The organism is Pseudomonas halotolerans (assembly GCF_039581215.1).
Taxonomy (GTDB): Bacteria; Pseudomonadota; Gammaproteobacteria; order Pseudomonadales; family Pseudomonadaceae; genus Aquipseudomonas; species Aquipseudomonas tehranensis.
The window spans coordinates 332,758-345,480 of record NZ_JBCNTJ010000004.1; the positions used below are offsets into that span (position 1 = coordinate 332,758).

Genomic DNA, 12,723 nt, shown 5'->3' on the forward strand with positions numbered 1-12,723 from the left:
GCAATTCTAGCGGTGCATGAAGCGCTTGACCAGCTTTATACGGGGAAAAACGACGAGTGCTGCGCTATGCTTCGCGCCGTCAAGCTCAACTGAATCGCTACAGTCAATTATTCGTCTGTAACAAGAAGTAAGGTGGCGTCGACGCAAGGTCAATCAGAGTGCTTCTTTCCAGCAACGTGGATCAGGTAGTGGGAGTGTTGGATGGGGCAGGCAGAGAGTCAGGTGTCGGGGGCAGGGCATGCAGCGGCCAAGCCCGTCGGAATGTTGGTGGCCGCTGCGGGAGTGGTCTATGGCGACATCGGCACCAGTCCCTTGTACACCATCAAGGAAGTGTTTTCCGGTCAATACGGTGTGCCGGTCAATCATGACGGCGTGTTCGGGATTCTGGCGCTGATCTTCTGGTCGCTGATCTGGGTCGTCTCGATCAAATACGTGCTGTTTATCCTGCGCGCCGATAACCAGGGCGAAGGCGGCATCATGTCGTTGACCGCGCTGGCCCGGCGGGCGTCCGCCCCTTATCCCCGGTTGCGTTCGGTGCTGGTGATTCTCGGGCTGATCGGCGCCTCGTTGTTTTACGGTGACAGCATGATCACCCCGGCCATTTCCGTGTTGTCGGCCGTGGAGGGTCTGGAAGTGGCCTTTGATGGGCTGGATCACTGGGTTGTGCCGATGGCGCTGGTGATTCTGGTGGCGCTTTTCCTGATCCAGAAACACGGGACCGATCGGATCGGTAAATTGTTCGGGCCGGTCATGGTGCTGTGGTTCGTGGTCCTTGGCGGCCTGGGCATTCATGGCATCCTCCAGCATCCGCAGGTGCTCGAGGCGTTGAACCCGGCCTGGGGCGTACGCTTTTTCATGGTGCATCCGGGGGTTGGCGTTGCGATCCTGGGGGCCGTGGTACTGGCCTTGACCGGCGCCGAAGCCTTGTATGCGGATATGGGCCATTTTGGCCGCAAACCGATTGCCCGGGCCTGGTTCGCTCTGGTATTGCCAGGTCTGGTGCTCAACTATTTCGGTCAGGGCGCTTTGCTGTTGGAGAACCCGGAGGCCGCTCGCAACCCGTTTTATCTGCTGGCCCCAGGCTGGGCGCTGGTGCCGCTGGTGGTGCTCTCGACCCTTGCCACCGTGATCGCCTCCCAAGCGGTGATTTCCGGCGCGTTTTCCCTCACCCGCCAAGCCATCCAGCTCGGTTATATCCCGCGTATGTACATCCAGCACACCTCCAGCGCCGAGCAAGGGCAGGTCTACATTGGCGCGGTGAACTGGGCGTTGATGGTGGGTGTGATCCTGCTGGTGCTTGGCTTCGAGTCGTCTGGCGCGTTGGCCTCTGCCTATGGTGTGGCGGTGACCGGGACCATGCTGATCACCAGCATCCTGGTGTCGGCGGTGGCATTGTTGCTGTGGAAATGGCCACCTCTGCTGACGGTGCCGTTGCTGCTCGGTTTTCTATTGGTGGACGGCCTGTTCTTTGCCGCCAATGTCCCGAAAATCCTGCAGGGCGGCGCATTTCCAGTCTTGGCGGGGATCGTGTTGTTCATGCTGATGACCACATGGAAGCGCGGCAAGGAACTGCTGGTGGATCGGTTGGATGAAGGCGCTCTGCCGCTACCGGTCTTTATCAACAGCATTCGTATAGAGCCTCCCCATCGGGTCAAGGGAACGGCGGTTTTTCTCACCGCCCGCCCGGATGCCGTGCCTCACGCGCTGCTTCATAACCTGCTGCACAACCAGGTGCTGCACGCGCAAGTGGTGCTGCTGACGGTGGTGTACGAAGACATCCCCAGGGTGCCGCCACAACGGCGCTTCGAGGTGGATGCCTACGGCGAAGGTTTCTTCCGGGTGATCCTGCACTTCGGTTTCACCGACGAGCCGGACGTGCCTGAGGCGCTCAGGCTGTGTCATTTGGATGAGCTGGACTTCAGCCCGATGCGCACCACGTACTTCCTCAGTCGCGAGACGGTCATCGCGTCCAAGCTCGAAGGCATGGCCCGTTGGCGCGAAGTGTTGTTCGCCTTCATGCTGAAAAACGCCAACGGCAATTTGCGTTTTTTCAATTTGCCGCTGAACCGGGTGATAGAGCTGGGGACCCAGGTGGAGATGTAGCCCAAACAAAAAGCCCCCGTCGCCTGGTGGCAGCGGGGGCTTTTTTGGGGGGAGGCGTGGATGCGTGTGGACAACAACCTGTGGCGAGGGGATTTATCTCCGCTCAAGTGCGAAGCACTCGCACAGGTCATGAACCCAGGAAAATCCAGAGGGTTGCTTCGCAACCCAACGGGGATAAATCCCCTCGCCACATTAGGTTCGCAGCGTTCACAAAAAACCAGCCTCAGCTCACTGTTCGGCACTCTTGTGCTGGCGCTTATTGATTTCGTCCACCAAACGCTTGGCCAGTGCCGGGTAGTTCTCGTCGAAATGATGGCCGCCAGGTAGCTGGATGGCTTCGCCCACGGCCGTCTTGTCGGTGCAGCCACTCTCAGCCGCTTCTTCTACGCCATAGATGCACACCACTTTGTCGGCGGGCAGCTTGGCCATTTCCGGGCCGGTGGCGGCTTCGGTGCCGGCGTTGCCGAGCCAGCCTTCGACTTCGATCTCGAAGCTGCCGGTGCGTGCGAAGGCCAGCAGGATGATTGCGTCGACCCCTTGCTGCTCGCTGGCCGGCAGGCGATTGTAAATGGCGGGCAGCACGTCGGCGCCAAAGGAATAACCGGTCAGGATGAAGCGCTTGGTGCCCCAGACCTGGCGGTAGTGCTGCATCAGTTCGGTGAGGTCCTGGGCGCTTTGTTCCGGGCTCTTGTGCTGCCAGTAGTAGCGCAGGGTGTCGATGCCGACGACTGGGTAACCGATCTTGGCCATTTCTTCGGCCACGTCCCGGTCCAGGTCCCGCCAGCCGCCGTCTCCGGAGAGAAACAGCGTCACGGTGTCCCGGGCCTGGCTGGCGGGCACTTCCACCACGGGAATGCTCAGGCCGCCCTTGTCTGTGCCCACCAGGATCTTGTGCAGTTCGTTGTTCAGCACTTGTGGCAGGTTGATGTCGTAATTACTGATGCTGGTTTCAGCGTTTGGTTGATCCCGTACGAAAGCGGCGCTGGTGTCGTCAGGGTTGTCATTCCAGGCCACCAGCCAGTGGCCGTGGGCCGCGCTTTTCGGCAGCAGGTGGGTGCAGCCGGGTTTTTCCAGGGCCAGGTCGACCGACACGGCCTGGGCCTTGTCGTTCTTCTGCTCGGCCAGCCAGCGCCAGGCCAGCACGGCTCCGGGGCCGATACCGCTGACCAGTGTCGCCGGCCCCTGGAGCTGCTTCAGGCCGGCCTGCAGGGCACGACCTTGCAGCATGCAGTCCTTGGGCAGGATCACTTGGACGATCTGCGCCGCGCCGCTGCGGCTGAGAGTCAACAATTGCGTGTCGCTCAGTTTCTGGTCTTCGTTGACCGCCACCAGCACCTGGGCGCGGGGCGGGGTGCCGGGAATGATCCGGGTCATGGGGGCACCGTCGATCGGCGTCAGTTGTTCAAGGGTCGGTTGCGGGGCAGGGCGGTTCCAGTACCAGTAACCGCCACCGAGAATCACCGCCAACACCAACAGGGTGGCCACTACGTATCGCCAGGAGCGTTGCATCATCAGCGTTTCACCAATCCAGTCAGGCCGCCTGCAATCAGGGCGGCGGTATCGGCCAGGGCGACCAGCGGATCAAGTCCGGCGGGCACGGCCATGTAACGAGGTTCCCAGTCAGGCTGGAATTTATCTTTGAAGCGGCGCAGGCCCTGGAAGTTGTAGAGCTGTTCGCCGCGGCGGAACACCATCGAACCCAGACGCTGGGTCAACGGAGCGCCGCGTCGCGGTTGCAGGCCCGACAGGGGGACCATTCCGAGGCTGAAGCGCGCATAGTCGTGGGCTTTGTAATGCTGAATCAGTCCGACCATCATGAATTCCATGGTCAGTTTCGGGGCGTCGGGATGGGCGCGCATCAAGTCGAGGCTGGCCAATTCATGGCTGTGCGTTTCCAACAGATTGGCGAAGGCCACCGGGCGGCCCTCGAAACGAATCACAGCAATGCGAAAATGCTTGAGGTAGTCATCACTGAAGCGACCCAGTGAAAAGCCCTTCTCCCGCACGTTCTTGCCGGTCAGCCAGGCGTCGGAAATGACCTTCAGCTCATCCATCGGCGCTTGCCCTGGTTCGTGGATCTCCAGCGACAGACCGTCCCGGGTGCCGCGGTTCCAGGTGTAGCGCAAGTCCTTCATTTCCTTGCCCTTGGCTTCGAGATCGAAATGCTTGAGGTCCACCCGCGCTTCTTCACCCAGCTTGATCGCCGTCAGGCCGATGTCCATGTAATACGGCAGGTTTTCGGCGCGCACTTGGTAGAACACCGGACGCGCATGATGGGTATCGCACAGGTCGCGGAACTGCCAGATCATTTCAGCGCGTTGCTGGGTGGGGCCGATCGGGTCGTACAACGCCACCAGACTGCGGCCACGGCGGGCATACATCAGAAACGCTTCGTCGTTGGGGTGAAACAGCAGTGCCTTGTCACCGGTCAGGGCCAGGCCACCGTCGGGCTGGGAAGAGGCCATGAGAATCTTTTTGGCTCGCTCCAGTTCTTCTGCCTCCGGCAACTGGATCACCGGTCGCGCGGTGCGCAGCAACCAGGTCAGGGACACCGCCACCAGCAGCACCGCCGCGCCCAGCAGCGAGCGCAGGCTACGTGGGGCGTCGGCATCGAGGGTGAATTGCCACCACAGTTCATGGCTGTAGGGCACATCCTGGTACGCAAACAGCAGCAGCCAGATCGACGCGCCGAGCACGCACAGGCTGGCAATCAGAAACAGCGGCGAAAATGGCAGCTCGGTCAGACGACTCGGACGATAGAAGGAACGCCGAAACACCGCCAGCAAGCTGGCCGTCAGCGTCAGCAGCGTGGCCTCTTCCCAATCGAAGCCCTTGAGCAGTGAGAGCAGGGCGCCCACCAACAGTAAAACGGTGGTCAGCATCCAGGCGGCGGACAAACGACGGCGCAGGCCCTGGGCGAGCAACAGGCACAGCACGCCCACGAGGCTGGCGCCGAAGTGCGAGGCGTCCACCAGGCGATGAGGGATCAGGAAACCAATGTGCTCCAGGCGCGTATCAATCTCCGGAGTCACGCCGGAAAACAGCAGCACCACACCCGACAGGAACACCAGCACCGCCAGGATCGGTGCCGCCAGGCCCGAGGCAACCCGCAGGGACTGACGGGTCTGGAACAGCCGTTGCGCTTCATTGATCAACAGCAGCACACAGGCCACCAGCATCGGCAACAGCACGTAGATCAAGCGATACAAAAGCAGCGCGGCGGCCAATGGCGCGGCCCCCAGTTTGTCGGCAAAGGCCGCCAGCAGGATCGCCTCGAACACCCCGACCCCGCCGGGTACATGACTGAGCACGCCGGCTGCCAACGCCAGCAGGTACACCAACAGGAATGCGCCGAAGGGTGGCGCTTGCGGCAATAACAGATAGAGCACCGTGGCGGCCGCCATGACATCCAGTGCGGTGATGATCAGCTGCAGAAGCGTCAGGCGTCGGCCCGGCAAGCGCAGGGTGCGGCGACCGGCCTTGACCAGCAGGCTGTCCCGATAGGGTTGCTCTGGCAGGCGCCGACGGTAGATGCCGATGACCAGCCCACAGGTGAGCAGGAGCACCGCCACGCAGATGACCCCCAGCCATGCGGGCGGCGCGTGCAGGGCGACGGAGGCGGCGGGCAGATTACTGAGGGTTGCCAAGGCCGCCAGTGGCGGCAGTGCACAGCCCAGGGACAGGCTGGCGAACAGGGTCATGTGGGCGACATCCGTCGCACCCAGGCCATGGCGAGCATACAACCGGTAGCGAACCGAGCCCCCCGACAATAACGAGAGCCCGATGGCATTGCCGATGGCAAAAGCGCTGAATCCGCCCATGATCAGGGTTTGCGCGGGCAGCTTCACACCGGCATAGCGGCTGGCGGACCATTCATAGCCCAGCAAGATGACGAATCCGACTACCGTTGCGGCGACGGCGCCGAGCAGGGCTGCACGCGGCACTTGCACAATCGAGTCGTGCAGGGCGTACAGGTCGAGCTCGCTCAGCAGGTGACGACAGGCAATCAACGCGATCGCGAACAACAACAGCGTGACGGCGAGGCCGATAGGCTGACGGTACTGGCTGATACGCTCCAGCCAGCGCAAGCGCCCGGCCTTGATGGGTTGCACCGCAGTAACAGTGTCTTTTGGGGCAGACGAGTGAGCGCGCATCAATCACCTCTTGAACTATGCGCGACAGGATGGGGGCAACCCGCTCAGTTACCAATCCCTGCTGAAAAAAATAATTACAAAATATTTGTTATGAAAGCTTTTTTCGACAGGCACAAAAAAGGCCACTCTTTCGAGTAGCCTTTTCTGATGTTTGGTTGCGGGAGCCGGATTTGAACCGACGACCTTCGGGTTATGAGCCCGACGAGCTACCAGACTGCTCCATCCCGCGTCTGTGTGGCGGCATTCTACAGGCGAACGCCTGAGTGTCAACCGTTAAAAGGTGGGGAGGTCAAATAAACGGCCAATTTGTCGCCAACCCCGCTAAGCACGCGAAATCAAAAGAAAATTGTCCTACAAACCATAGCGCGCATTGCGCCGCCGCAGGCTTGCGCCCTGTTCGAATGGCCTCTCTTCAACAGGCCCTTGCTCAAAACAAGCGACCACAAAAAAGGCCACTCTTTCGAGTAGCCTTTTTTGATGTTTGGTTGCGGGAGCCGGATTTGAACCGACGACCTTCGGGTTATGAGCCCGACGAGCTACCAGACTGCTCCATCCCGCGTCTGTGTGGCGGCATTCTACAGAGGATCGGCAGGGTGTCAACCCTGGCGGCAGAAAAATCTGTTCAGCTTCAACTGCTTAGCCTAAGTCACGGGTATTGTGACAGCGCTGTGACGCACGCCTGGCAAGGGCTGGCGCTCTATTGGGGGCGTTGTTGCGATTGAAGAAATAAATTCACGTAGGTTTTTTCCCGTCACCGTGAAGGATATTGCCAACTACTGGTGCTATATACAGTTGTCGGTGCGATACTGGCGACCCGACTCGTCGCACATCCGCTTCTCTATGACGCAACGCAAAATCATCCACGTCGACTGTGACTGCTTCTACGCCGCTATCGAGATGCGCGATGACCCGCGGCTGGCCGGCAAACCCCTGGCGGTCGGTGGTTCGGCGGATCGGCGCGGGGTCATCGCGACTTGCAACTACGAGGCACGGGCCTATGGTGTGCGCTCGGCCATGTCATCGGGGCACGCCTTGAAGCTTTGCCCTGACCTGACCATCGTCAAGCCGCGGATGGAGGCCTACCGGGAGGCGTCGAAGGAAATTCATACGATTTTCAGCGATTACACTGACTTGATCGAGCCGCTTTCCCTGGATGAGGCCTACCTGGATGTCTCCGCCAGCGCCCATTTCGGGGGGAGTGCCACCCGCATCGCCCAGGACATTCGCCGACGGGTTTCCAATCAACTGCACATCACGGTGTCCGCTGGCGTCGCGCCCAACAAGTTTCTGGCCAAGATCGCCAGCGACTGGAAAAAACCCAACGGCTTGTTTGTCATCACCCCGGATCAGGTCGAAGACTTCGTCTCGGCTCTGCCAGTGAGCAAGCTGCATGGGGTTGGCAAAGTGACCGCCGACAAACTGAACCGGCTCGGCATTGTCGACTGCCTGCAGTTGCGTCAATGGGACAAGCTGGCGCTGGTGCGCGAGTTCGGCAGTTTCGGTGAGCGACTCTGGAGTCTGGCTCGTGGGATTGATGAGCGTCTTGTGCACAATGACAGCCGTAGACAGTCCATCAGTGTGGAAAACACCTACGATGTCGATCTGCCCGATCTGGCAAGCTGTCTCGATAAATTGCCGGAGCTGATGCAGACCCTGAGTGGGCGTATGGCGCGGATCGACAGCAGTTATCGACCGGGTAAGCCGTTCGTCAAAGTGAAATTCCACGACTTCACTCAGACCACCCTGGAGCAGGCCGGGGCAGGGCGGGATTTGGGCAGTTATCAGTTGCTATTGACCCAGGCGTTCAACCGCGGCGGCAAGCCGGTGCGGTTGTTGGGGATAGGGGTACGGCTGGAGGATCTGCGAGGCGGGTTTGAGCAGTTGGAGTTGTTTGAGCGGTGAGGCTGCTTGGCTGATGCCTTGTCTTGCTCTTGTGGCGAGGGAGCTTGCTCCCGCTGGGGCTGTAGGAGCTGCCGAAGGCTGCGATCTATTGATCTTTCGCTTGAGACTCAAGTGTCTGGGGAAAGATCGCAGCCTCGCTTCGCTCGACAGCTCCTACAGGTCCAGTGGGAGCAAAGGGGGTTTCAGTGAGCCCCTGGATCCGCCACCAAGCGCCCGCCATCCTTGGTCAGGGCTTTGAGGAATTCAGTCTGTAACTCCGGGTCATTGCGAGTCAGTTCGATCAGGCTCTGTTCCAGTTCGCTGGCCTCTTCTTCAAGCCCCAGCTCTGACAGTCGCTTGACCCGATGAACCCATTGGTCCACCTCGTCATCTTCCAGATCGTCGTAGATCAACGCGTGGGCTTCCACCAGCTTGCTGCGCAAGGTACTGCTGATGCTTAGGGACGAGTCGGTATGTGCCTCGTCCAAGGCGTCCGTCACGCTGATCTGCAGCTTGCCGAACTGGCTCAGGTCATGCTCGGCGAACGGGCTTTCCAGCAGGTTCAAGCGCAACACGCCATTGCGGTCAGTGCTCAGTTCGAAGGTCTGCCGGGCGGCCTTGACCTGTACCGGGCGTTCGCTCCAGGGCAGGCTTGTGTGTTCCACGCGTTTGTCGCGTTGAACTTCGTCGATTCCGGCCAGGTTCTGCTGGGCGCGGCCATGGGATGGCACGTTCATGAATGGATTGAGCCCGGCGAAACCGTAGCTGATCCAGTCTCGGGTCGCGCTCTCCGGGAGGTTGCCGAGGGCGAACACATTGACCACATTGGCGCCGACACCCGCGACCACGGCCACCGCGCCCAGCGGGATTTCGTAAATTTCGCGCCAGGGCTGATACGGCGTGTAGCGATCATAATGGCGGGTGACTTCGAATTCGGTGACTTCGAAGGTCTTCTGCTCATTGATCCGCACTCGACGTTGCGGCAGCTCGAGGACCTTGGGCTGGCCCACTTCGATATGCAGGTTGTGGTCGAGCAGTTTGCGCTCGACCCGCTCTTCGTGCTCGCTGCGTTGCGACATTTGGTTGGCACAGCCGCTGACCAGCAGGGCGCCGCATAGCGCGGCGCCCCCGAGGCCTAAGGTGTTTCGCTTGAACATGACGTCTCTATCTGGGGTCAGCGGCGGATACGGGCCTGGAGGAACGACAGCACGTCAGCGACCGGCAGTGCTTGCGGCTCGGCCTCGGTGCGACTTTTGTATTCCAGATTGCCTTCGGCCAGGCTGCGGTCACTGACGACGATCCGATGCGGGATGCCGATCAGTTCCATGTCTGCGAACTTGATGCCGGGGCTGGTTTTTTTGTCGCGGTCATCCAGCAGCACTTCGAAGCCGGCCGCCGTCAGTTCGGCGTAGAGCTTGTCGGTGGCTTCGCGAACCAGTTCGGTCTCGTAGCGTAACGGCACCAGGGCGATCTGGAATGGCGCCAGGGTGTCGCTCCAGATGATCCCTTTCTCGTCGTTGTTCTGCTCGATGGCCGCGGCGACCACGCGGGATACGCCAATGCCGTAGCAGCCCATTTCCAGGGTCACCGGCTTGCCATTCTCGCCCAGCACTTCGCACTTCATCGCCTTGCTGTATTTGTTGCCCAGCTGGAAGATGTGCCCGACTTCAATGCCGCGCTTGATTTCCAGGACCCCTTTGCCGTCCGGGCTCGGATCACCGGCTACGACGTTGCGCAGGTCGGCCACGGTCGGAACCGGCAGGTCGCGTTCCCAGTTCACGCCGAAGTAGTGTTTGTCATCGATGTTGGCGCCGATGGCGAAATCGCTCATCAACTCCACCGAACGGTCGATGATGATCGGCAGCGGCAGGTTCAGCGGGCCGAGGGAACCGGCACCGGCGCCGATGGCGTCACGCAGTTCGGCGTCGGTGGCCATGACCAGGGGGGTGGCGACGCCCGGCTGGTTGCCGGCCTTGATTTCGTTCAGCTCATGATCACCACGGATGATCAGGGCGATCAGCTTGCCTTCTTCTTCGGCGCGCACGATCAGAGTCTTGATGGTGCGTTCGATCGGCAGGTTGTAGCCTTCCACCAATTGGGCGATGGTCTTGGCGTTTGGCGTGTCCACCAGGCGCAGTTCTTCGGTCGGTGCAGGGCGGGACGTTTCCCGTGGCACGGCCTCGGCTTTTTCGATGTTGGCGGCGTAGTCGGAGCCGTTGCTGAAGACGATGTCGTCTTCGCCGGACTCGGCCAGTACGTGGAATTCGTGGGAGCCGGCGCCGCCGATGGAGCCGTTGTCGGCTTCAACCGGGCGGAATTTCAAGCCCAGGCGGGTGAAAATGTTGCAGTACGCCTGGTGCATGCGGTCGTAGGTGACTTGCAGCGAGGCCAGGTCGGTGTGGAACGAGTAGGCGTCCTTCATGATGAATTCGCGGCCGCGCATCAGGCCGAAGCGTGGACGGATTTCATCACGGAATTTGGTCTGGATCTGGTACAGGTTGATAGGCAGCTGCTTGTAGCTGCTCAACTCGTTTCGCATCAGGTCGGTGATCACTTCTTCGTGAGTCGGGCCGGCGCAGAAGTCACGACCATGACGATCTTTGATGCGCAGCAACTCCGGGCCGTACTCTTCCCAGCGCCCCGATTCCTGCCACAGCTCGGCCGGCTGGGTGCCCGGCATCAACACTTCCAGAGAGCCGGCGGCGTTCATTTCTTCGCGAACGATGGCTTCTACCTTGCGCATCACACGCAGACCCATCGGCAGCCAGGTGTACAGGCCAGAGGCGAGTTTGCGGATCATGCCGGCACGCAGCATCAGCTGGTGGCTGATCACGACGGCGTCGGAAGGTGTTTCTTTCTGTGTGGCGAGCAAAAATTGACTGGTGCGCATGGTTGGCCGTTGTCGGTTGCTGATGACGAGAAGTGACGGAGCATTGTACGGGCGAGATGCCCTGGCGTACAGGCGCGTGGCTGGTCGCCAGGCACGAGCGCCGGTTTCGCCGGCGCTTGCTGAAGTTTCCTACGATTCTTGCGCAGGTCGCGTGGGTGTCGGTTCCGCGTCTGAAGGCGAGCCCGAACCCTGGCGGCGGTTTTCCTGATACCAGTGCAAGGCGATCAGCAACAGGGTCGGAACCCCCAGCAGGGCGGTGATCAGGAAGAAGTCGTGATAGCCGAATTTCTCCACCATCACCCCTGAATAACCGCCGATCAAGCGCGGCAGCAACAGCATGATCGAGCTGAGCAGGGCGTATTGGGTGGCCGAGAACTTCAGGTTGGTCAGGCTCGACAAGTAGGCGACGAACGCCGAAGTGGCCAGGCCGGAGCTGAAGTTGTCCAGGGAGATGGTGACAATCAGCATCTGCAGGTTGGCGCCCATGTCGGCGAGCATCAGAAACAGGATGTTGGTGCCGGCGGAGGCCACGCCGCCGATAAACAGGATCGGCAGAATGCCGAAACGCACGATCAACAAACCGCCCATGCCGGCGCCGACGAGCGTCATGATCAGCCCGAAAATCTTGCTGACGCTGGCGATCTGGTCTTTGGTGAAGCCTTGGTCAATGTAGAACACATTGGCCATCACCCCCATGACGGTGTCGGACATCCGGTAGGTGGCAATCAGCCCAAGCAGCAACAGGGCCTGCCAGCGGTAACGCAGGATGAAGTCGTTGACCGGTGTCAGTACCGGCGCCAGTCCGCGGCGCCCCATGGCCGAGAGGCACAGGGCCGTCAGGGTGATATAGAGGATGGCCCGCAGGAAGGCGCGGTCTTCGAGCAGCAGGTCCAGCAGGCTGACGCCTTCGAACAGGACGCTGGCGAAGTCGGTGTTATAGAGCTGGGTGAACATCGCCGGCACCGACACCAGCAGCACAATGAGGACGAACACCGAGGCCAACTGGTGAGCGAAGCTATAGCGACCAGCCTGCAACTGGGTGCGCAGCGGCACCGGCGGTTCGCGCATGAACAGCGAGGTGAGCAGGGCGGGGACCATCAGCACGCCGAACAACAGATAGGTGCCTGCCCAAGCCGAGTGTTTATAGCTGAAACCGGTGGAGCCGAAGCCTTCGGCGAAGAACAGTGCGCCCGCGGTGGCCAGCAATGCCGCGATTCGGTACCCGGACATGTAGCTGGCGGCGAGGGCCGCCTGACGGGTGTCGTCGGCGATCTCCAGGCGATACGCATCGACGGCGATGTCCTGGGTGGCCGAGGCGAACGCCACGATCACGGCGATGGCAATCAACCAGGACAGGTGTTTTTGCGGATCGCAGAAGCCCATGCCGATCAGGCCGAGGATCACCAGGGCCTGGGAGAGCACCAGCCATGAACGCCGACGTCCGAGTTTGCCCAGCAGCGGCAGGCGCCATTGGTCGAGCAAGGGGGACCAGACCCATTTAAAGGCATAGGCCAGGCCGATGAGGCTCGCGTAACCAATGGTTTCGCGGGCCACGCCGGCTTCGCGCAACCAGACCGAAAGCGTGGAAAACACCAGCATGTAGGGCAAGCCGGCGGCGAAGCCAAGCAGCAACAGCACGAGCGTCGAGGGACTGGCATAGGCGGCGAGGGCGGCGCGCCAGGTTTTACGGGGCAT

General features: G+C 60.9%; 7 protein-coding genes and 2 tRNA genes. 2 read left to right on the forward strand and 7 right to left on the reverse strand.

The window, feature by feature from the left end:
• Positions 1-261: 261 nt before the first annotated feature.
• Positions 262-2,103, forward strand: a complete 1,842-nt coding sequence (locus AAIS01_RS08325; protein ID WP_431191915.1) for a potassium transporter Kup — start codon at positions 262-264, stop codon at positions 2,101-2,103.
• 228 nt (positions 2,104-2,331) lie between these two features.
• Here the strand turns inward: AAIS01_RS08325 and AAIS01_RS08330 are convergent, their stop codons facing one another.
• From AAIS01_RS08330 to AAIS01_RS08345, 4 genes are all read right to left on the reverse strand, one after another.
• Positions 2,332-3,615, reverse strand: a complete 1,284-nt coding sequence (locus tag AAIS01_RS08330) for a virulence factor family protein (RefSeq protein ID WP_343468578.1) — start codon at positions 3,613-3,615, stop codon at positions 2,332-2,334.
• Positions 3,615-6,257 (reverse strand): bifunctional lysylphosphatidylglycerol flippase/synthetase MprF, encoded by a 2,643-nt coding sequence (gene mprF, locus AAIS01_RS08335; protein WP_343468579.1) that lies wholly within the window; start codon positions 6,255-6,257, stop codon positions 3,615-3,617. The genes AAIS01_RS08330 and mprF overlap by 1 nt, the downstream gene beginning before the upstream one ends.
• Before the next feature lie 152 nt (positions 6,258-6,409).
• A tRNA-Met gene (locus AAIS01_RS08340) sits at positions 6,410-6,486 on the reverse strand.
• A gap of 253 nt (positions 6,487-6,739) precedes the next feature.
• Positions 6,740-6,816: transfer RNA gene (locus tag AAIS01_RS08345), tRNA-Met, on the reverse strand.
• A gap of 281 nt (positions 6,817-7,097) precedes the next feature.
• On the opposite strand from AAIS01_RS08345, the gene dinB reads away from it, so the two are divergent.
• Complete coding sequence (dinB, locus tag AAIS01_RS08350) at positions 7,098-8,159, forward strand: DNA polymerase IV (protein WP_343468580.1); 1,062 nt, start codon at positions 7,098-7,100, stop codon at positions 8,157-8,159.
• A gap of 182 nt (positions 8,160-8,341) precedes the next feature.
• Here the strand turns inward: dinB and AAIS01_RS08355 are convergent, their stop codons facing one another.
• From AAIS01_RS08355 to AAIS01_RS08365, 3 genes are all read right to left on the reverse strand, one after another.
• Positions 8,342-9,295, reverse strand: coding sequence for a hypothetical protein (locus AAIS01_RS08355; RefSeq protein ID WP_343468581.1), 954 nt, complete (start codon positions 9,293-9,295; stop codon positions 8,342-8,344).
• Between the two features lie 17 nt (positions 9,296-9,312).
• A complete protein-coding gene (locus AAIS01_RS08360) occupies positions 9,313-11,028 on the reverse strand; it encodes a proline--tRNA ligase (RefSeq protein WP_343468582.1) in 1,716 nt (571 codons plus the stop codon).
• A 129-nt stretch (positions 11,029-11,157) separates the two neighbouring features.
• Complete coding sequence (locus AAIS01_RS08365) at positions 11,158-12,723, reverse strand: AmpG family muropeptide MFS transporter (RefSeq protein WP_343468583.1); 1,566 nt, start codon at positions 12,721-12,723, stop codon at positions 11,158-11,160.

Bases quoted from the DNA above. Each gene is read 5' to 3' on its own strand.
- AAIS01_RS08325 (WP_431191915.1), top strand. From the start codon at position 262: ATGTTGGTGGCCGCTGCGGGAGTGGTCTATGGCGACATCGGCACCAGT.
- mprF (WP_343468579.1), bottom strand. From the start codon at position 6,257: ATGCGCGCTCACTCGTCTGCCCCAAAAGACACTGTTACTGCGGTGCAA.
- dinB (WP_343468580.1), top strand. From the start codon at position 7,098: ATGACGCAACGCAAAATCATCCACGTCGACTGTGACTGCTTCTACGCC.
- AAIS01_RS08330 (WP_343468578.1), bottom strand. From the start codon at position 3,615: ATGATGCAACGCTCCTGGCGATACGTAGTGGCCACCCTGTTGGTGTTG.
- AAIS01_RS08365 (WP_343468583.1), bottom strand. From the start codon at position 12,723: ATGCCCCGTAAAACCTGGCGCGCCGCCCTCGCCGCCTATGCCAGTCCC.
- AAIS01_RS08360 (WP_343468582.1), bottom strand. From the start codon at position 11,028: ATGCGCACCAGTCAATTTTTGCTCGCCACACAGAAAGAAACACCTTCC.
- AAIS01_RS08355 (WP_343468581.1), bottom strand. From the start codon at position 9,295: ATGTTCAAGCGAAACACCTTAGGCCTCGGGGGCGCCGCGCTATGCGGC.